Raw genomic sequence first — 17,831 nt, 5'->3', positions numbered from 1 at the left:
AGGTCGGTGCTGACAGGGGCCGCATCTCCTTTTACGGGACGGCCCAACCCGGCCCCGGCGGCTCCCGCGGCTCAGAACGCCGCGCGGACCGTCCCCACCGGGCGGCCGCCGCCGAGCAGCGGCGCGTCCGCCAGCCGTCCGAGCACCGGGCCGGAGACGCCCAGCGTGGTCAGCGCGCGGGCCAGCACGGGCGCCAGTGCCCGCGCCGCGCCGTCCTCCAGCTTGAACGCCAGCGCGCGCCCGTCCGGCAGCGCCACCGCCTGCACGGCCTCCGCGCCCATCTTGGAGAGGCTGCCCGGCACCTCCCGCATCAGCCAGGTGTCGTGCCGCCGGGTGCCCGCCACGTACTCCGGGTGGGCGCGCATGGCCTCCGCGACCCGTCCCTCCGGGGTGCCGGCGCCGGCCAGCGCGAACGCACGGAAGGTGCGGGCCAGGCCGGTCAGCGAGACGGCCATCAGCGGGGCGCCGCAGCCGTCCACGCCGGTGTGCGCGACCGGCTCGCCGGAGAGCCCGGTCAGGGTGCCGGCCACGAGGCGCTGGAGCGGGTGACCGGCGGAGAGGTAGCTCTCCAGGGGCCAGCCGTTGGCGCGGCAGGCGGCGAGCATCGCGGCGTGCTTGCCCGAGCAGTTCATCACCAGCCGGCGGCGAGTGCCGCCCGCCGCCAGCAGGGCCTCGGCCTCCTCGCGGTCCAGCGGCAGGTCGGGCGGGCACCGCAGGTCGTCCTCGGTCAGCCCGTGCTCGGCCAGCATCTTCTCCACCAGCTCCAGGTGGAAGTCCTCGCCGGAGTGGCTGGCGGCCGCCAGGGCGAGCCGCTCGCCACGCAGCTCCAGCCCGGCGTGGAGCACGGCGGCCGCCTGCACCGGCTTGTTCGCCGAGCGTGGGAAGACGGGGGAGGAGACGTCGCCGAGCGCGCGTTCCACGCCGCCGTCGGCGCCGAGCACCACCAGGGAGCCCCGGTGGGCCCCCTCCACGAAGCCCGACCGCACCACCTCGGCGAGCACGGGCGGCGCCGCGGCCGGCCCGGCGGGCGGTACGTCCGGCGTGGCTATGGCGGGGTCGGCGGCGCCCTGCGGGGCGGCTTCCGGGCGGTGCGAGGACATGGCGGCCTTCCGTGCGGCCCGCGCCACGTCGCGGGTCCGGTGTCCGGAGCGGGTCCGGGCGTCCGGTGCGGTGGCGCGGGGAGGTGCGTCGTACGGGAGCGGGTCCCGCGGGGTACGGGAGCGTGCTCCGGCAACGGTCCTTACCGTAGCCGCCCGGCGGGCCAGGTCTCCAGCCGACGGGTCCGCTGCCGGGTCCGCTGCCCGGCCGGGCCCGGGGCTCCCGGAGGCGGTGGCCCTCGCCGCCCGGCGCCCGGGGCGGCCCCGACGAAGGTGGTGAACCCCTCCGGGCCGGGACCGGGGTGTTCCGGGGCGGTGGTCCGCGCCGCCGCTCGCAGCGGGGCGCCGCACCGCATCCGGGGCGGCCCCGCGGAGGCGGTGAACCGCGCCGGGGCGGAATGGAGCCCCGGCGCAGTCCGCAACGGCCCGGGCCCTGCCGCTGCGGAGGTCAGGAGCTCCGCCGGGCCGGGGCCCGGAGTGGTGTGGCCCTCCCCGCACCGCTGTGCGGAGGCCGCCGGCACGGTGCGCGGGGCGCGCCCGCGGAGGCGGTGGACCCCTCCCGGCCGGGTCGCGGCGCCCGCCGTGGCCCGGCGCGGGGGCACCACAGCGCGTCGGGCCGGGCCGGCGCGGGGCGGCCCTCGGGGAGCCGGCGACCCCACCGCGCCGGGTGCCGGTGCGCTCCCCGTGGTCCTCGCTGCGGTGGCGGGTACGGCGCGCCTGCGGCCCGCCGCCTACGGCAGCAGGTCCGCCACCTGTGCCTCGCCGTCGCGGTAGCGCCGGGCGATCTCCGCGCTGCAGTCGTCCGCGGTGTTCTGCAGCGCCTGGCGGCGCTCCGAGGCCTGCTGTTCGTACCGCTTCAGCCGGCCCATGGCGCCCTGCAGCTCCTCGTCCGTGCGCGCGGTGAGGTCGGAGAGGCCGACCTCACCGAGCATCTCCTCCGCCAGCTCGCGGTACTCCTCGCCCTGTGGCGTGGAGAGGGTCACATGCCGGGCCGAGCGCTGCCGGGACGGCCCGTCCGCGAGGATCTGCGGCAGCAGGTCCAGCAGCGGCGACCCGGGCTCCGCCCGCCGGGTCAGCTCGGCCCGGAGGATGTCGATGCGGCCCTGCAACAGCCGCCGCACATAGCTGAGGTCCGCCTCCTCCTGGTGGGCCGAGCGCCGCAGCTCGCGAAGCTCCGGCAGACTCAGGCCCGCCAGGTCCGGCGGCACGGTCCGCTCCCGCAGCAGCGTGCGGCGCGTCTCCCGCACGCCGCGCTGCCGGGGCGGACGGGACCGCGGCCCCGGCGCTGCGGCAGCATCGCGCGCGCCGCCGGACGCCCGCCCGGATCCGGCTGTGTTCATGGGTTTACGTCCCCTCGTACCCTTTGCCCGCGGTGGCCATGGTACGCACCGCGTGTGCGCACCGTGTAACCGCATCGTGCCACCGCGTCGACCGTCTCCGCAGAGCGTGCGCACCCGTACGGCCGCACCCCGGGACCCGTACGGCCCCCCTCGTCCCCCCACGGCGGCCAGCCCCGGGCCCCTGCGGGGCGGTGTGCCGGACACCCGGCGTGCCCGGCATGATGGCCGCATGCGAGCCGTGGTGCAGAGAGTCGACGGCGCGAGCGTCGTCGTGGACGGGGAGACCGTCGGGGAGATCCTGGGGCCGGGCCTGTGCGCGCTGGTCGGCGTGACGCACGACGACACCCCCGAGAAGGCCGCGCAACTCGCGCGGAAGCTGTGGTCGCTGCGCATCCTGGAGGGCGAGAAGTCCTGCTCCGACCTGGGGGCACCGCTCCTCGTGGTCAGTCAGTTCACCCTCTACGGTGACGCCCGCAAGGGCCGCCGCCCTACCTGGAACGCCGCCGCACCGGGGCCCGTGGCCGAGTCCCTGGTGGACGAGGTCGTCGCCCGGCTGCGGGAGCTGGGCGCGGAGGTGGCGACGGGCCGCTTCGGCGCGAGCATGAAGGTCTCGCTGACGAACGACGGCCCGTTCACCGTGCTACTGGAGATCTGAGACCCCGGGGTGGCCCGGGCCCCGGCCCGCGCCGCCCCGGAGGCGGCTCACGGGCCGCTCAGGGCGCGACGACGACCTCCTGCGCCGCCGCGGTGGCGTCCTCGCCCGCGATCAGCTCGGCCTCCGCGGGCACGTTCCGCTTGACCAGGGCCAGTGCGACGGGGCCCAGCTCGTGGTGGCGTGCCGAGGTGGTGATGAAGCCGAGCTGCCGGCCCTCCACGCCGTCCGCCGCCAGCCGCACCGGATCGCCGTGCACCGGGATGCGCACCTCACTGCCGTCCAGGTGCAGGAAGACCAGCCGCCGCGGCGGCTTCCCCAGGTTGTGGACGCGCGCGACGGTCTCCTGCCCGCGGTAGCAGCCCTTCTGCAGATGGACGGCGGAGCCGATCCACCCCACCTCGTGCGGGATCGTCCGGTGATCCGTCTCCATGCCGAGCCGGGGCCGCCGGGCCTCGACCCGCAGCGCCTCGTGCGCCAGGACTCCGAGGGGCGGCCCGGCCGTCCCCCGTTCGGCGAACGCCTCCAGCCCGCCCCGGGGCAGGAACAGGTCCCGGCCGTGCGCGGTCTCCCGTACGACCGCGCCCTCCGGGGCGGGCGCGATGGAGCCGGCCGGCAGGTGCACGACCGCGTACTCCTCCGTCCGGTCGCGCAGCTCGACCCGGTAGAAGAACTTCATGCTCTCCAGATACGCCAGCAGATCACCCTGCCGGCCGGGCTCGGTGTGCATCCAGACCGTCTCCCCGTCGTCGACGAGGGAGACCGCATGCTCGATGTGGCCGTGCGCGGAGAGGATGAGCGCCTCCGTGGCCCGGAACGGGGGCAGCTCGCTCACATGCTGGGTGAGCAGGAGATGGAGCCAGGACAGCCGGTCCTCGCCGGAGACGGTGACCACACCGCGGTGCGAGAGATCGACAAAGCCGGCGCCGTCGGCGAGTGCGCGCTGCTCGCGGAAGAGGTCGCCGTAGTGGGCGGCGACGCCTTCGTCCGGGCCCTCCGCGGGCACCGCGCCGGGGAGTGAGAGGAGCGGACTCTTCATACCGCCCAGCCTACGGCGCCCCGCCGCGGTCCCTCAGTCCCGCCCGGCCGCCGCGTCGCCGGCGCGCGCCCCGCACTCCCGGCACCGGCCGAAGATCGCGAAGTGCTTCATGTCGGTCTCGAAGCCGAAGGTCTCCCGGAGCTGCGCGGTGAACGGCTCCGCGACCGCCAGATCCGCCTCGATCACCTCGGTGCAGTCCCGGCAGACCAGATGCATGTGGTGGTGCCGGTCGGCCAGGTGATAGGTCGGTGCGCCGTGCCCCAGGTGGGCGTGGGAGACGAGCCCGAGCTCCTCCAGCAGCTCCAGGGTGCGGTAGACCGTGGAGATGTTCACGCCGCCCGCGGTGCGCCGCACCTCGGCCAGGATCTCGTCCGGCGTGGAGTGCTCCAGCTTGTCCACGGCCTCCAGCACGAGCTGGCGCTGCGGGGTCAGCCGGTACCCGCGCGCTCTCAGATCGCTCTGCCAGTCGGTGGTCGCCACAGGGCAAGTGTAGGAGGTGTGCCGGGGCGGCCTACGTGAAGAAGGCGATGCCGTCGTCCGGCAGGTCCTTCACGTCCTTGGCCCACTCCCGCGGGTCGACGGCCTTCTTCAGGTGCGCCGACATGTACGGCCGCAGCGGCACCTCGGGGGTGGACTTCTCGCCCACCCACATCAGGTCGCCCTTCACGTACCCGTAGAGCCGCTTGCCGCCGCTGTACGGGCCGGCCGAGCCGGTGCGCGCGACGGCGTCCGTGGCCAGGTCGATCTGCGGCTTCTGGTCGGCCAGCTCGCCGTACCAGACCTCCGCGACGCCCTGGTCGCGGATCATCACGGCCTCGACCTGCCGTGCGGAGTCGATGCGCCAGTAGCCGGTCTCGGTCTCCAGCGGGTCCGTCTTCCTCCCCTCGGCGTCCAGCACCCAGCTGTGCGAGACGTACTCCAGGAAGTCCCGGCCGTCGTGGCTGAAGGTCACCTCCTGCCCGAAGTTGCACTTCTCCGTGCCCGGGAACTCGGCGACGCCCGCGCCCGTCCAGTTGCCGAGCAGGAAGGCGAGGGGCACGAGGTCCGGATGCAGGTCGGACGGGATCTCGATCATGGGGAACTCAGACGATCTGTGGAAGCGGACGGTTACCGGCGGTCGGCGCTCCGGAGCAGGGCCCCGCGGTCAGCGCTGGCCCTGGTAGAGCTTCTTGACGGTGAGGGCGGCGAAGGCCAGGGTCCCGACGGCCACCAGGACCATCAGGGCGGTGAAGAAGGCGTGCAGCACGTCGGGCTCTCCTCGGGCGTACGGATCTCGGCGGTGGGCCGCCCCCGAGTCTAGTCGGCATCGGCAGGGGGCGGCGTGTGAGGTCCGCCGCGGCGGAGGCGGGGCCGGGGGCCGTGGTGGGCCTGGGCCCCGCCCCCGCCTGGCGGGTCCGCACCTCACCCCAGGAGCTGGGACTGGAGGATCACCGTCTGCTGGAACGGCACCTCGTGCGCCTTCCCCTCCCGGGACTGCACGACCAGTGCCACCGTGTCCCCGGCGATCAGCCAGGCCTGCCGCACATGTTCCTCGCCGCGCGGCTTCAGTTCGTCGTAGGAGTAGCGCTCGACGTTCGGCACCTGGGCCTTCTCGGGCCACACGTCGTCGAGCGTGGCGCTCGGGGCTGAGGAGAGCAACAGTTCGGGGGAGAGGCCCGAGGCGACCACGTCCGCGTGGTACTCCCCGGCGGTGGCGCCGGTGGGGAACCGGAGCAGGTAGACGCTCGTCCGGGTGCCGTCGGGCATGGACCAGCCCCGCCCCGCGATGTGCCGCACCCCGGCGGAGTCGAGCGTCTCCACGACGGTGCCCCGGTCCGCCTCGCGGAACCGGGCGGCGAAGTCCTCCAGCGACACCCAGTCGCCGTCGACGCCCGGCAGCGGCTTCTCCGCCGCTCTGGCGCCCGCCGGGGGCGGCAGCAGCAGGTCGCGGACGTCCGCATGGTGCACCTCGGCCTCGTTCCCCTCGGCGAAGGGGCGGGGCGAGCCGGACGGCAGCGCGGGCAGCTCGAGCTCGGGGTAGTCCCAGCGGCCGTCGCTCCGGGTGCCGAGCCCCGGCACGTCGGTCCGCTCGGGCACCGTGATCCCGTAGGCGATCCCGCCGCCCAGCGTGCCGAAGAGGGTGACCGCCGCCGTCCAGCGCCCGACGGCCCGCAGCACCCGCCGCCTCCGCGGGGCCTCGGGTACCTCGGCGGCCCCGGGAGTCCCTGTGGCCTCGTCGGCCCCGGGAGCGTTCGGGGACCCGGCGGCCTCGCCGGTTCCGGGAGCCTCCGGCGCCGGTGTGCTCTCCGGCGGCGCGGGCGCCCCCGCCGCCACCACTCCGGGGTCGTCCTGGTACGACTCGCTCATACGTACTGCCCCCCGCCCTTCGCCAGCCGGTCGAGCTGCTTCTTCAGCAGGTCCGCCACGTCGTCCTCCCGGAAGGGCTTCGTCCCGGACGCCGTGAGGGTCACGAGCATGTCGTCCTGGTGAGCGGTGCACAGCATCAGTTCCAGATCGCTCTCCTCGTCCTTCGGCGGCAGCAGGCATGCGGCGTCCCGATATCCCTTGATCCCGGGCCCGTCGCGGAGGATCGACAGCTCCTTCACCAGTTGCTTCCGCCCGGTGGCCAGCTCTCGCACGGCCTTCCGGTTCTTCATGTGGGCGAGCTGGATCTCGACGGCGAGGTCGTTGCTGTAGAGCACGTACGAACGCATGGCCAGGCCCTGGACGTCGAGGTTCCGTACGAACTTCCGGTGCTCCCGGCGTTGTGCGGGCGGCAGGTCGGCGCCGCCCTGTTCCATCAGAGCCGTCGCCTGCGCGCCGGTGAGGTGCACGTCGTTGCCGAACTCGTCGATGTCCGGGCCGAGCCGGTAGTTGGCCGGTACGGGCAGGAGCTGCCGGCTCAGCGGGTTGTCCTGGCGGCCCTTGGCGGCGTTCGGTGCCGGATCGTCCTCGGAGGGGGTCTTCTCCGGCTTCTCCCACACGGTGGTGGGCGCCGTGCGGTCCGCGCCGGTCACGGTGACCGCGGTCCAGGCGACACCGCCGCCCGCGGCGGCGAACACCAGCAGGCCGGTCAGGAGGGTGCGCAGCATGCCGCTGCCGCTCTTCTTCACAGCCGCCCCCACTGCCGTTCGGCCACCTTCCGGATCTCCTTCTCGGAGATGCGGGAGGAGCCCGTGATCCAGATGTCCATGGCCACGTCGCCCTGCGAGGCGACGGCGCGCGCAAGATACCGGTACGGCCCCAGCTCGCCCGGGGGCACCGGCTCGTCGAAGGCGTAGTAGCGGCCGTCCGCGGAGCCCTCGATGGCGCGGCCGTCGTAGTCGGCGTACCCCTCCCGGGTGAGGTAGAAGTGCTCGTTGTCGACGAACGCCCGCGCGGAGCGTTCCTGGATCTGCTGGTACTGGACCAGGCGGACGACCACGAACCGGTCACCGTCTTCCCACGCGGTCACGGCGATGCGGCGCAGGTCGCGTTCGAGGATCTTCTCGAACTCGTGGCCTTCACCGCTGTGCCCATAGGGCGTCATCCAGCCGTCCGGGGCGATCCGCTCCGTGACCTCCTGGGCGCCCTCGGGCTTGCGCACCAGCAGGTCGCGCAGGTCGCCGTCCGTCTTCACGCGGCGGTCGTGCTCCGCCGGGACCGGCTCCACGGCGTCGGCCGGGAGCGGCTTGTCCGGGTACGCCAGCGCGTCCTGGGAGAGCGGCGCCAGCGGCGTCGGCTTCCGGCCGGCCTGGACGGTGTAGCCGGTGGCCACCCCGGCGACGACGCCGAGCAGCGCCGCGGCGGCCAGGATCAGCGTCGTACGGCCGCGGGGGTGTCGCCGTCCCGCGGTGCCGCCGGGCGCGCCCGGGCCGGGCGCCTCCGGCGGTGCTCCGGGAGCCGCAGGCGTGCCGGCGGTTCCGGCGGTGTCGGCTGTCCCGGCGGTCTCCGGGGTGCCGGCGGTCGTCTCCGGCACGGCGTGCGCGGCCTCCGGTGCCGCCGCGACATCCGTGCCCGGTGCGGTTTCTGCGGCCTTCGGTGCCTCCGCGGCCACCGGAGCCTCCGGTGCCGCGGCGATCTGCGCGGGCTCCGGGGGTGGCTGCGTCGGGGGAACGGCCTTCTCCATGCATGTCCTCCACTGTTCTTGTCCATGCGCAGACAAGGCGCGGAGGGCCATGGTTGCCCCTTCTCCTGATCACGATCGGGTTGCGGCAGGCCCGCCCGGGGAACCTCCGGCCGCCGCATACCGTGGGGGCATGGCGAAGAAGCTGGTGATCAAGGTGACGGCGGGGGCGGACGCCCCCGAGCGGTGCTCGCAGGCGTTCACGGTGGCCGCGGTCGCGGCGGCCAGCGGCGTCGAGGTGTCGCTGTGGCTGACCGGCGAGTCGGCGTGGTTCGCGCTGCCGGGGCGCGCGGCGGAGTTCGAGCTGCCGCACGCCGCGCCGCTGCCGGAGCTGATCGAAGGTGTCCAGGCCAACGGCCGCATCACGCTCTGCGCCCAGTGCGCCAAGCGGCGCGGCATCGAGGAGCCGGACCTGCTGGAGGGCGTCCGCATCGCCGGGGCGCAGGTCTTCGTGGGTGAGGCGATGGCGGACGAGACGCAGGCCCTCGTCTACTGACGTCCGCCGAGCGCACGGTCGGAATCGCACGGCCGGGCCGCGCCCCGGCCGCGCGCCCCGGAGTGCCGGACCCGGGCCGGGCCGTCCGGTACACGTCCCGGACCGGGCCGGTGCGGACCCGTCCCGGTCCGGACCGGCGTGTCCGGCCTTGCACGCGCGAGGGCCGCACCCAGGCGTCCAACCCGCGGGTGCGGCCCTCGGCCGGGAACCGGGCACGCGGCCCGGCGCGCGTCGGCGCGCGCGCCCGGGCGCGCTCAGACGGCGATCGCGACCTCCGCGAGCCCGCCCTGCTGGGCGACGACCGTACGGTCCGCGGTGCCGCCCGGCACCAGCGCCCGCACCGTCCAGGTGCCCTCGGCCGCGTAGAAGCGGAACTGGCCGGTGGCGGAGGTCGGGACCTCCGCGGTGAACTCGCCGGTGCTGTCCAGCAGCCGCACGTAGCCGGTGACGGGCTCGCCGTCACGCGTCACACTGCCCTGGATGGTGGTCTCGCCGGGCTTGATGGTGGAGGCGTCCGGGCCGCCTGCCTGTGCTCCGCACATGGGGTTTCCTTCCCTTCGGTGAGGCCGGTCGGCCGTCAGTCGTCGGCGCCGAGCTCGACCGGCACACCGACCAGCGAGCCGTACTCGGTCCAGGAGCCGTCGTAGTTCTTCACGTTCTGCTGGCCGAGCAGCTCGTGCAGCACGAACCAGGTGTGGGCGGACCGCTCACCGATGCGGCAGTAGGCGATGGTGTCCTTGCCCAGGTCCACGCCTTCCTGCTCGTAGAGGTCCTTCAGCTCGTCGTCCGACTTGAAGGTGCCGTCGTCGTTGGCCGACTTCGACCACGGGATGTTGCGCGCGCTCGGCACGTGGCCCGGGCGCTGCGACTGCTCCTGCGGCAGGTGGGCCGGGGCGAGCAGCTTCCCGCTGAACTCGTCGGGGGACCGCACGTCCACCAGGTTCTTGGTGCCGATCGCGTCGACGACCTCGTCGCGGAAGGCGCGGATGGAGGTGTCCTGCGGCTGCGCCGTGTACGTGGTCTTCGGGCGCTCCGGCACCTCGGCGACCAGGTCGCGGGAGTCCAGCTCCCACTTCTTGCGGCCGCCGTCCAGGAGCTTCACGTCCTGGTGGCCGTAGAGCTTGAAGTACCAGTAGGCGTAGGCGGCGAACCAGTTGTTGTTGCCGCCGTAGAGGACGACCGTGTCGTCGTTGGCGATGCCCTTCTCCGAGAGCAGCTTCTCGAAGCCGGCCTGGTCGACGAAGTCGCGGCGCACCGGGTCCTGGAGGTCCTGCTTCCAGTCGATGCGGACGGCGTTGCGGATGTGGTTCTTGTCGTAGGCCGAGGTGTCCTCGTCCACCTCGACGATGACCGTCTTCGGGTCGTCGATACGGGCCTCGACCCAGTCGGCGTCCACCAGGACGTCACTGCGGCTCATGGTTCTCCTCCGGAGGGCGGTGGGTGCGTACGCGGGCGTACGGGCACGCGGCACGGCGGGACGCGCCGGTGCGGAAACGGTGCGGTGGTGCGGCGGTGCGAACGGCCGGGCGTCGGGCCGGTGCGCCACACCGGGAGACGGCCGTCAGACGGCGGTGCGACAGAGCATGGCGGCGACGCGGCAGAGGTCGACCGCCCGTCGCTTGGTGAGATCCGCCTGTCGCTTCATGCGACCGATCGTAAGGAGCCGCAGGGGTCCGTGTCACCGTGAATCCGCATGATGAGACAAAAGCGTCTGTGATGCGGGATGACATGCTCCCGCCGCTCCGGGCCGCGGCCGCCCCCGTACGCCCGCTCCGCGCGGTGATCTGCCTTGCGGACGCGCTCGTCTCGCCCTGTGGGACGCGCGGTCTGCCGAGGGCCGGGCGCGCCCGGAAACGCCTCACCCCGCGAGGCGCACGTCCTGCCCCTCCAGCGCGAAGGTCACGCCCTCCTTCGTCACCTCCGCCTCGGCCAGATCCAGCCCCTCGGGCAGCCCGTGGACGGTCGAGCCGAAGTCCACCAGCCCCCGGACACGGTCCTCGGCGCCCGGGATGCCCCCCAGGGGAATCTCCTCGGCCCGCAGCTTCACCCGGTCGCCGCCCTCCAGCCGGACGCTGCTGTAGAAGGGGCGCGGGATCTTCACCGTCTGCCCGAGGAGCTGCACGCTGGCGGTGAGCCGCACCTGGTTCCGGGCGGCCCGGTCCGCGCCGGCGTAGGAGACCTTGACGCCCGTGGGGGCGCTGGCGGTCAGGTCCTCGTAGGAGATCCGGGCGGTGCCGGTGGCCTGCTCGGCCGTGGCGGAGGAGAAGTTCTCCCCGATCCGGACGTGCGAGAGCTGCGCGTCCACCTCCGTGACCGTGATCCGGCGGCCCCGCGCCTCCGCGGTCATGCCGGTCAGCTCGACGTCCACCTCGTCCAGCTCCCTGCCCAGAGCCTGGGTCAGGAACGGGAAACCGTTGATGGAGACGGAGACGGACTCGGTGCCGGTCAGCCCCTCGGACTCCGCGACCTGCTCGGCGGCCCGCTCCTCGGCGAGGTGCACGGCGATCCGGTCCGCCGCGACGAAGAGACCCGCCAGGACGGCGAGGACGACAAGACTTATGCGAAGTGCACGCATCGCGGAAATTCCCCCAGGCGCTCGACTCCCGCGAGCCTAACCCGCGGGTACGTCCCCGGTGCGGGGCGCTGCACGCCGCCGGGCCGAGCCGTTGCAGCGCCGGGACAGGGCGGGGACCGGGCCGGAACAGGGCGGGGGTGGGCCGCGCCGCATCGGAACGGGGCCCGGCCGGCCCCCTGCGGGGCCCACCGGCGCAGGGTGGTCCGGTGCGCCGCCGCCGCGCCGCGGTCGGGCACCTCCCGGGCCCGGCGCGGACCCGCCACGGGGACCGCCGGGACCGCGCCCGCAGGGGGCCTGCCGGTGGCCGGACGCCCCGGTCGCCGCCGACCGGGGCGCCCGGTGCGGGGCGGCCGGGTCCGGTGTGTTCGGGGGTGTGCCCGCCGCGTGTCCGGTGCGGGCCGTCTGGGCTCGGGGGTGCCCGGTATGTGGCAGGAGTGTGGCCGGTGTGTCCGGTGCGGGGCGGATGGGTCTGGTGCGTGCGGGGGTGCGCCCGGTGCGGGCCGTCTGGGCTCGGGTGGGTCCGGTGTGTGGCCGGTGGGCGGCCGGGTGCGCCCGAGGTGTGCCCGGTGGGAGATCGGTACGCCGGCTGCGCTCGCCCGGGGCGGCGGGAGCAGCCGGGCCCGGGCCCGGTACAGGCCTGGCCGCCCCGGGCCGCGGTAGGTACGGCGGCTGCTCAGGACAGGGCGCGGCCCAGCACGTACACCGCGGGCGCGGCCAGGGTCAGGGGCAGCGCCACCCCGGCGGTCAGGTGCACGAAGCGGGAGGGACGGTCGTAGCTCGCCACCCGCAGCCCGAGCAGCGCGCACGCGCCTGCGGCCAGCCCGGTCAGGGCGCCCTCGTCGCCCGCCGACCCGGCCGGCAGCCCCGTCGCGTAGCCCGCGCCCGCCGCCGCGAGCAGGGCGGCGGCCGGTCCCGCGAAGGGCGGCAGCGGCAGCGCCCGTACCAGCGTCGCCGCGGCGACCGCCGCGGCGCCCACGGTGAGCGTGGCGGCGGACCAGGGGACGGCCGCGAGGTGGCCGGCGGCGAGCACGGTGAGCGCGGAGGCGGCGAGCGCCGCGGTGAGCGCGTAGAGGCGTTCGTCGGGGCTCGCGTGGTTGCGGAGCTGGAGCGCCGGCACCAGCACGCACCAGACGCCGAGCGTGGCCAGCATCACGGTCGGGGCCTGCCCGCGATCGGTCGCCAGCAGCGCGGCGTCGGTGGCGACCCCGGACAGGAACGCCAGTGCGATGCCCTGCCGGGCGGGCCACATGCCGTTCAGCCGGTACCAGCCGGCCGCGGTCAGCGCCTGGAGCAGGACGACGGCGCAGGCCGTCACCGGGCGGGGGAGCGGGGCGGTCAGCGCGAGCAGCCCCGCGAGCCCGGCGGTCAGCGCGGCCGGGAGCAGGCCGGGGGCGATCAGCGGGCTCTCGCGGCGGCGCCGGCCGCCTCCGGGAGACGGGCGCGCCGCGGGGCGATCCGCCCGGCCGGTCCCCGCGTCGCCCGTGCCGGGGGCCGGGGCGGTGCCGCCCGCCTGCGGGGGCGCGGCCGGGCGCTCCGGGGGGAGCGGGCCGGGGGAGGGGTGTGCCGGGGCTCTGCCCGGCCGGGTGTCGCTCACCGGGCACCCCCGGCGAACGGCGGGAGCACCTCGACCGTGCCGCCCTCGGTCAACGGGACCTCCTGATGCGCGCGCGAACCCACCTGGGCGCCGTCCACCAGGAACGAGCAGCGTCGCAGGACCCGGGCGAACTCCGGGCGCTCCGTGTGCCGGGCGCGGGCGGCGTCCAGCGCCTCGGCGAGCGTACCGGCCTCGTACGTCTCCTCCGCGAGCCCGGCGGCGGATTTGGCCGCCGCCCAGTAGCGGATCGTCCCGCTCGCCATGCTGGTCCTCTCGCCGTGTGCCGTTGCGGGTTCCATGATGGCGCGCCGCCCGGGGTGCGGACGGCGCCGGGGCCCGGTACGGACGGGGCGCGCGCCTTGCCGCGGGGGCGCGCGTCCTCCGCCGGGCGCCGGTGCGGGTGATCGACGCGTCCCGGTGGCGGGCGCTCTCCGCAGTGCCCGCCGCCGCGGGGGCCGGACCCGCCCGGACGCCGGACCGGCCGGGCGATGGTCACCGGCGGGGCCGGGGGAAGCCCGCGCGGCACGGGCCACCGTGCCGGACGGCAGCCGCGTTCCCCGCGAGGGCCCGGAGGCCCCCGGGGGCAGCCCGGGTGCGGGGCGCCGGGCGGTCGTGCCGGGCCGGGCCGTGGCCGGCTCGTGCTTCGGCGCGGCACCCCGCCCGGTGCCTACCGGGACCTGCCGGTGGGCGTCCCGGAGGTGTTCAGCCGGCCTCCGTGGCACGGCGGGCCGCCCAGGCGGCGATGCGGTTGAGCAGCTCCGGCTCCGCCGCGTTCTCCGCGTGGCCGAAACCGTGTTCCAGCCAGAGCTCGGTGTGCTCCGGGTCGGCGGCCCGCGCCAGGGCGAGCGGGTGGTCGACGGGGAAGTAGGCGTCCTGGTCGCCGTGCACGACCAGCAGCGGGGTCGGGCTGAGCAGCGGTGCAGCCGCCGTGGGCGAGAGCGGCACGGGGTCCCAGCCCTCCGGGTGGACACGCGTCCGCAGTCCCCAGCGGGAGACCAGCCGCCCGACCGGCTGCTCGATCACCCAGTGCAGCCGCCGCATGGGTGCGGTGCCCCGGTAGTACCAGCGGGCGGGCGCGCTCACCGCCACCACCGCGTCGGCGTGCGCGTCCACTGCCCCGGCGTCCTCCACTGCCCCGGCGTTCTCCACCGCCCCCGCGTCCGCCGCCCCCGTGCTGTTCGCCGCACCGTCGCCGTCCGCCGTACCCGCGCCGTCCGGGGCCTTCGCCCGGCGGGCGTCGGCTGCCGCGAGGGCGTCGGAGGGCCCGGACGGGTCTGCGCCGGCCTGTTCCTCCGCCTCCGTATGGGCCCGCGCCAGCGCGCGTGCCCCCTCGTACGCCACCGTGCGCCCCTCGCGCGCCACGTCGCCCTCCGGCCGGCCGGGCGGCCACACCGTGTCACCGTCCCCGGCGTCCCGCGGCCGGTAGAGCGCGCCGTGCCGTACGGTCACCGAGCCGCCCATCGAGAACCCGAGGGTGGCCACCCGCGGGTGCCCGAGTGACCGGGCCCAGCGGACCGCCGCCGCGAGGTCGAGCACCTCGCGGTCGCCCACCGTGGAGCGCCCGCCCGAGCCGCCGTGACCGCGGAACGAGAAGGTCACCACCGCGGCGTGCCGGGCGCACACCTGCGCGGCCCGCCGGAGCGCGGGCCGTTCGAGCGACCCCGTGAAGCCGTGCGCCAGCACGATCACCGGTACGCCCGCGGGGTCCGTACCGGCCCCGGCGGTGTTGCCCGCACGCGCGCCCGGACCGTCCCCGGAGCCTTCGTCCCGCCGGCCGCCCGGACCGTCCCGCGGCCCGCTCCCGGGCCCCGCGCCCGGCGGTGCATACGGCAGGTATGCGGCCTCGATCGGCACTCCGTCCGCCGCCGTCAGGGACGCCCGGCGGACACGCTCCGTGACCGCCTCGCGACCTACGCGGGCGAACTCACACTTCCCTGTGCTGCTCATTCGGCTATTCTGCTGGGAGAAGGATCCGGGCAGAGTCGCCCCCGGGTCCTTTCGTGCTTTCGGCAGCCCTCCTCCGGAGCGGCCGGTCGCCGGGAGCCGCCGGGTACGACGCTGTGCCGCCATTCGCCTCGCAGGGACCGAGGAAGGGACCCGACGTCATGGGTACGCGTAAAGGCAACGGAGACCATACGAACGCGGCGCAGCCCGCACCGGCGGGGGGTGCGTCCGCATGAGTTCGCTGCTGCTGCTCACCAACGCCCTCCAGCCGTCCGCGGAGGTCCTGCCCGCGCTCGGCCTGCTGCTGCACAACGTCCGGGTGGCGCCCGCCGAGGGGCCCGCCCTGGTGAACACTCCCGGCGCCGACGTCATACTGATCGACGGCCGACGGGACCTGCCGCAGGTCCGCTCCCTGTGCCAGTTGCTGCGCTCGACGGGCCCGGGGTGCCCGCTGGTGCTGATCGTGACCGAGGGCGGGCTGGCCGCGGTCACCGCCGAATGGGGCGTCGACGACGTCATCCTGGACACCGCCGGTCCCGCCGAGGTGGAGGCCCGGCTGCGACTGGCCACCGGACGGCTCCAGATCGGCGCGGACGCCAGCCCGATGGAGATCCGCAACGGCGACCTCTCCGTGGACGAGGCCACCTACAGCGCCAAGCTCAAGGGCCGGGTGCTGGACCTCACCTTCAAGGAGTTCGAGCTCCTCAAGTACCTCGCGCAGCACCCGGGCCGGGTCTTCACCCGGGCACAGCTCCTGCAGGAGGTCTGGGGCTACGACTACTTCGGCGGCACCCGCACCGTCGACGTCCACGTGCGGCGGCTCCGCGCCAAGCTGGGCCCGGAGCACGAGTCGCTCATCGGCACCGTGCGGAACGTCGGCTACCGCTTCGTCTCCCCCGAGAAGGGCGACAAGTCCGCGGAGGGGAAGAAGGCGAAGGCGGAGGCCCGTGCCGTGGCCGACGCCGCCGAGGAGGTCACCCGGCAGGCGGCGGACGGCGCGGAGCCCTCCCGTACGGGCCGGGCCGAGGGGTGACCCGTCGCGCGTAGACTGACCGCCGTGGCCAAGGTGACGCGGGACGATGTGGCAAGACTGGCGGGTACCTCGACCGCGGTGGTCAGCTATGTGATCAACAACGGGCCGCGCCCGGTCGCCCCCGCCACCCGGGAGCGCGTCCTCGCGGCCATCAAGGAGCTGGGGTACCGGCCGGACCGGGTGGCGCAGGCGATGGCCTCGCGGCGCACGGACCTGATAGGCCTCATCGTCCCGGACGCCCGGCAACCCTTCTTCGCGGAGATGGCGCACGCGGTGGAACAGGCCGCGGCGGACCGCGGCAAGATGGTCCTGGTCGGGAACTCCGACTATCTCGACGAGCGCGAGGTGCACTATCTGCGCGCCTTCCTCGGCATGCGCGTCTCCGGTCTCATCCTGATCAGCCAGGGTCCCAGCGAGCGGTCCGCCGTCGAGATCGACGCCTGGGACGCCCGGGTGGTGCTGCTGCACCGGCGGCCCGAGGCGATCGACGACGTCGCCGTCGTGCTGGACGACGTCAACGGCGCGCAGCTCGCCACCCGGCACCTGCTGGAGCACGGGCACGACTACGTGGCCTGCCTGGGCGGTCTCGAGTCCACGCCGGAGAACGGCGATCCGGTCACCGACCACGTCGAGGGCTGGAGCCGGGCCATGCGGGAGGCCGGGCGCCCGGTGGAGGGGCGCCTCTTCAAGGCCCCGTACAACCGCTACGACACCTACAAGGTCGCGCTCGACCTGCTCGGCGGACCGGACCGCCCCCCGGCGGTGTTCTGCTCGACGGACGACCAGGCCATCGGGGTGCTCCGGGCGGCCCGCGAGCTCGGACTCGACGTGCCCGGCGAGCTGGCCGTGGCGGGCTTTGACGACGTCAAGGAGGCGGCGCTCACCGACCCGCCGCTCACCACGGTGGCCTCCGACCGGGAGGCGATGGCGCGCGCCGCCGTCGACCTGGTGCTGGACGACGGCCTCCGGGTGGCCGGCTCCCGGCGCGAGCGGGTCCGGCTCTTCCCCTCCGGCCTGGTGGTCCGCGCCTCCTGCGGCTGCGCGCCGCCCGCCGGCTGACCCACCGGCCCCCGTCCCGCCGCGCGGGCGGCCTGCCGGGTCCCGCCGCACACCGGCCGTACACCGGCGACCGGGAGCGCCGACGCGACGGCCCTCGGACGGCGGCCCGCAGACGGCGGCCCTCGGACGGCGGTCCTCGGACGACGCTCCTCAGACGGCGCCGAGGTCCGCGGACAGCCAGTGCTCCGGCCGCAGATACAGGATCACCTGCTCGCCGTGGTCCTTCAGGGCGAACTCCACATACCCCTGCACCTTCTCCGGCGGCAGATAGCGCGCGGCCAGCTCCTCCAGCGCCTCCCGGGTGCCCGGCCCGGTCCGTACGACCGGGCCCTCCACCGACACGTAGGCGACCGTCGGCTCCAGCCGCTGCACCAGCAGCGTGCAGCGGCCCGCCCGGGCGACGAGCCGGTGCTTGCGGGAGTCCCTGCCGGTCAGTACCCAGACCTCGCCGCCCGGCGCGTACTGGTACCAGACGGGCACCGTCAGCGGGCCGCGCGACTCCTCCCCGGAGTCGACGGACAGGGCGGCGACATGCGGCTCGGCCAGAAACCGCTCACGTTCTGCACGGGACAGGGCCACCCGGGCCTCCTTCGGCGCGCTCCGTCGTACCGGCTGCGGGTCAGCGTACGCGAGCGGGCGCCCCCGCTCGGGGAACTCCGCGCGAACCGCCCCGGTGTGAAGGGACGACTCACGCCGTCCTCAGCCGATTCTCATCAGCGCCGCCCACGCTGGGCGGCATGCACACCCACGACGCACCTTCCGCAGCCACCTCTCCGCCGCCCCCGGCCGGCCCGCCGGGAGCCTCGCCCGAGCCGGCGCCCCCGCACGCCGCCACCACCCCGCACGGGCTGCCGCCCGCGCCGCCCGCCCCACCCCCACCCCGCCGGCCCCCCCCCCGCCCGCGGCCCCCCCCCCGCC

General features: G+C 75.4%; 19 protein-coding genes and 1 pseudogene. 4 read left to right on the top strand and 16 right to left on the bottom strand.

Annotated elements, in window-relative coordinates:
• Positions 1–71: 71 nt before the first annotated feature.
• Both HOY81_RS13985 and HOY81_RS13980 read right to left on the bottom strand, forming a co-directional pair.
• A complete protein-coding gene (locus tag HOY81_RS13985) occupies positions 72–1,100 on the bottom strand; it encodes an asparaginase (protein WP_237320672.1) in 1,029 nt (342 codons plus the stop codon).
• 728 nt (positions 1,101–1,828) lie between these two features.
• Positions 1,829–2,437: an ABC transporter substrate-binding protein gene (locus HOY81_RS13980; RefSeq protein ID WP_237320671.1), complete on the bottom strand. Its 609-nt coding sequence runs from the start codon at positions 2,435–2,437 to the stop codon at positions 1,829–1,831.
• Positions 2,438–2,666: 229 nt separating this feature from the next.
• On the opposite strand from HOY81_RS13980, the gene dtd reads away from it, so the two are divergent.
• Positions 2,667–3,092: a D-aminoacyl-tRNA deacylase gene (gene dtd, locus HOY81_RS13975; protein ID WP_237320670.1), complete on the top strand. Its 426-nt coding sequence runs from the start codon at positions 2,667–2,669 to the stop codon at positions 3,090–3,092.
• Between the two features lie 58 nt (positions 3,093–3,150).
• On the opposite strand, the gene HOY81_RS13970 is transcribed toward dtd, so the two are convergent.
• The 6 genes from HOY81_RS13970 to HOY81_RS13945 all read right to left on the bottom strand — a co-directional run bounded on the left by HOY81_RS13970 (position 3,151) and on the right by HOY81_RS13945 (position 8,215).
• On the bottom strand, positions 3,151–4,128 hold the full coding sequence (locus HOY81_RS13970) for a folate-binding protein YgfZ (RefSeq protein WP_237320669.1): 978 nt from the start codon (positions 4,126–4,128) through the stop codon (positions 3,151–3,153).
• A gap of 33 nt (positions 4,129–4,161) precedes the next feature.
• Complete coding sequence (locus HOY81_RS13965; protein WP_237320668.1) at positions 4,162–4,608, bottom strand: Fur family transcriptional regulator; 447 nt, start codon at positions 4,606–4,608, stop codon at positions 4,162–4,164.
• Positions 4,609–4,639: 31 nt separating this feature from the next.
• Complete coding sequence (locus HOY81_RS13960; protein ID WP_237320667.1) at positions 4,640–5,203, bottom strand: FABP family protein; 564 nt, start codon at positions 5,201–5,203, stop codon at positions 4,640–4,642.
• 326 nt (positions 5,204–5,529) lie between these two features.
• Positions 5,530–6,474 carry a hypothetical protein gene (locus HOY81_RS13955; RefSeq protein WP_237320666.1) on the bottom strand — a complete coding sequence of 315 codons (945 nt, stop codon included), beginning with the start codon at positions 6,472–6,474 and terminating at the stop codon, positions 5,530–5,532.
• On the bottom strand, positions 6,471–7,199 hold the full coding sequence (locus HOY81_RS13950) for a hypothetical protein (RefSeq protein ID WP_237320665.1): 729 nt from the start codon (positions 7,197–7,199) through the stop codon (positions 6,471–6,473). Before HOY81_RS13950 ends, HOY81_RS13955 begins: the two co-directional genes overlap by 4 nt.
• A gap of 17 nt (positions 7,200–7,216) precedes the next feature.
• Positions 7,217–8,215: a hypothetical protein gene (locus HOY81_RS13945; RefSeq protein ID WP_237320664.1), complete on the bottom strand. Its 999-nt coding sequence runs from the start codon at positions 8,213–8,215 to the stop codon at positions 7,217–7,219.
• A gap of 130 nt (positions 8,216–8,345) precedes the next feature.
• On the opposite strand from HOY81_RS13945, the gene HOY81_RS13940 reads away from it, so the two are divergent.
• Positions 8,346–8,708, top strand: a complete 363-nt coding sequence (locus HOY81_RS13940) for a DsrE family protein (RefSeq protein WP_237320663.1) — start codon at positions 8,346–8,348, stop codon at positions 8,706–8,708.
• A gap of 254 nt (positions 8,709–8,962) precedes the next feature.
• On the opposite strand, the gene HOY81_RS13935 is transcribed toward HOY81_RS13940, so the two are convergent.
• From HOY81_RS13935 to HOY81_RS13905, 7 genes and pseudogenes are all read right to left on the bottom strand, one after another.
• Entirely contained in the window at positions 8,963–9,250 is a 288-nt protein-coding gene (locus HOY81_RS13935; RefSeq protein ID WP_237320662.1) for a DUF1416 domain-containing protein, read from the bottom strand.
• A gap of 35 nt (positions 9,251–9,285) precedes the next feature.
• Complete coding sequence (locus HOY81_RS13930) at positions 9,286–10,125, bottom strand: sulfurtransferase (protein WP_237320661.1); 840 nt, start codon at positions 10,123–10,125, stop codon at positions 9,286–9,288.
• Positions 10,126–10,269: 144 nt separating this feature from the next.
• The gene (locus HOY81_RS27730) at positions 10,270–10,353 is read right to left on the bottom strand and encodes a putative leader peptide (RefSeq protein WP_368857738.1); all 84 of its coding nucleotides are present in this window, start codon (positions 10,351–10,353) and stop codon (positions 10,270–10,272) included.
• Positions 10,354–10,566: 213 nt separating this feature from the next.
• Positions 10,567–11,283, bottom strand: a complete 717-nt coding sequence (locus HOY81_RS13925; RefSeq protein ID WP_237320660.1) for a DUF2993 domain-containing protein — start codon at positions 11,281–11,283, stop codon at positions 10,567–10,569.
• Between the two features lie 673 nt (positions 11,284–11,956).
• Positions 11,957–12,688: pseudogene (locus tag HOY81_RS13915) on the bottom strand (hypothetical protein); the annotation flags it as partial.
• A gap of 185 nt (positions 12,689–12,873) precedes the next feature.
• Complete coding sequence (locus HOY81_RS13910; protein WP_237320659.1) at positions 12,874–13,140, bottom strand: MoaD/ThiS family protein; 267 nt, start codon at positions 13,138–13,140, stop codon at positions 12,874–12,876.
• A gap of 439 nt (positions 13,141–13,579) precedes the next feature.
• Positions 13,580–14,824 (bottom strand): alpha/beta fold hydrolase, encoded by a 1,245-nt coding sequence (locus HOY81_RS13905; protein ID WP_237320658.1) that lies wholly within the window; start codon positions 14,822–14,824, stop codon positions 13,580–13,582.
• A gap of 229 nt (positions 14,825–15,053) precedes the next feature.
• Here HOY81_RS13905 and HOY81_RS13900 point away from each other — a divergent pair, with 229 nt between their 5' ends.
• Together HOY81_RS13900 and HOY81_RS13895 are read left to right on the top strand one after the other, a co-directional pair.
• On the top strand, positions 15,054–15,854 hold the full coding sequence (locus HOY81_RS13900) for a response regulator transcription factor (RefSeq protein ID WP_237320657.1): 801 nt from the start codon (positions 15,054–15,056) through the stop codon (positions 15,852–15,854).
• Positions 15,855–15,878: 24 nt separating this feature from the next.
• Positions 15,879–16,913 carry a LacI family DNA-binding transcriptional regulator gene (locus tag HOY81_RS13895; protein ID WP_237320656.1) on the top strand — a complete coding sequence of 345 codons (1,035 nt, stop codon included), beginning with the start codon at positions 15,879–15,881 and terminating at the stop codon, positions 16,911–16,913.
• Positions 16,914–17,063: 150 nt separating this feature from the next.
• On the opposite strand, the gene HOY81_RS13890 is transcribed toward HOY81_RS13895, so the two are convergent.
• On the bottom strand, positions 17,064–17,492 hold the full coding sequence (locus tag HOY81_RS13890) for a pyridoxamine 5'-phosphate oxidase family protein (protein ID WP_237320655.1): 429 nt from the start codon (positions 17,490–17,492) through the stop codon (positions 17,064–17,066).
• Positions 17,493–17,831 lie beyond the last annotated feature (339 nt).

This window comes from Streptomyces sp. JJ36, assembly GCF_021696945.1.
Lineage (GTDB): Bacteria > Actinomycetota > Actinomycetes > Streptomycetales > Streptomycetaceae > Streptomyces.
The sequence above is the reverse complement of the archived record's forward strand: the minus strand, read 5'-3'. Positions and strand labels throughout refer to the sequence as shown.

What these genes read in the sequence shown, in the direction of transcription:
- HOY81_RS13985 (WP_237320672.1), bottom strand. Translation starts at nt 1,100, where the DNA reads ATGTCCTCGCACCGCCCGGAAGCCGCCCCGCAGGGCGCCGCCGACCCC.
- HOY81_RS13980 (WP_237320671.1), bottom strand. Translation starts at nt 2,437, where the DNA reads ATGAACACAGCCGGATCCGGGCGGGCGTCCGGCGGCGCGCGCGATGCT.
- dtd (WP_237320670.1), top strand. Translation starts at nt 2,667, where the DNA reads ATGCGAGCCGTGGTGCAGAGAGTCGACGGCGCGAGCGTCGTCGTGGAC.
- HOY81_RS13970 (WP_237320669.1), bottom strand. Translation starts at nt 4,128, where the DNA reads ATGAAGAGTCCGCTCCTCTCACTCCCCGGCGCGGTGCCCGCGGAGGGC.
- HOY81_RS13960 (WP_237320667.1), bottom strand. Translation starts at nt 5,203, where the DNA reads ATGATCGAGATCCCGTCCGACCTGCATCCGGACCTCGTGCCCCTCGCC.
- HOY81_RS13955 (WP_237320666.1), bottom strand. Translation starts at nt 6,474, where the DNA reads ATGAGCGAGTCGTACCAGGACGACCCCGGAGTGGTGGCGGCGGGGGCG.
- HOY81_RS13950 (WP_237320665.1), bottom strand. Translation starts at nt 7,199, where the DNA reads ATGCTGCGCACCCTCCTGACCGGCCTGCTGGTGTTCGCCGCCGCGGGC.
- HOY81_RS13945 (WP_237320664.1), bottom strand. Translation starts at nt 8,215, where the DNA reads ATGGAGAAGGCCGTTCCCCCGACGCAGCCACCCCCGGAGCCCGCGCAG.
- HOY81_RS13940 (WP_237320663.1), top strand. Translation starts at nt 8,346, where the DNA reads ATGGCGAAGAAGCTGGTGATCAAGGTGACGGCGGGGGCGGACGCCCCC.
- HOY81_RS13935 (WP_237320662.1), bottom strand. Translation starts at nt 9,250, where the DNA reads ATGTGCGGAGCACAGGCAGGCGGCCCGGACGCCTCCACCATCAAGCCC.
- HOY81_RS13930 (WP_237320661.1), bottom strand. Translation starts at nt 10,125, where the DNA reads ATGAGCCGCAGTGACGTCCTGGTGGACGCCGACTGGGTCGAGGCCCGT.
- HOY81_RS27730 (WP_368857738.1), bottom strand. Translation starts at nt 10,353, where the DNA reads ATGAAGCGACAGGCGGATCTCACCAAGCGACGGGCGGTCGACCTCTGC.
- HOY81_RS13925 (WP_237320660.1), bottom strand. Translation starts at nt 11,283, where the DNA reads ATGCGTGCACTTCGCATAAGTCTTGTCGTCCTCGCCGTCCTGGCGGGT.
- HOY81_RS13910 (WP_237320659.1), bottom strand. Translation starts at nt 13,140, where the DNA reads ATGGCGAGCGGGACGATCCGCTACTGGGCGGCGGCCAAATCCGCCGCC.
- HOY81_RS13905 (WP_237320658.1), bottom strand. Translation starts at nt 14,824, where the DNA reads ATGAGCAGCACAGGGAAGTGTGAGTTCGCCCGCGTAGGTCGCGAGGCG.
- HOY81_RS13900 (WP_237320657.1), top strand. Translation starts at nt 15,054, where the DNA reads ATGAGTTCGCTGCTGCTGCTCACCAACGCCCTCCAGCCGTCCGCGGAG.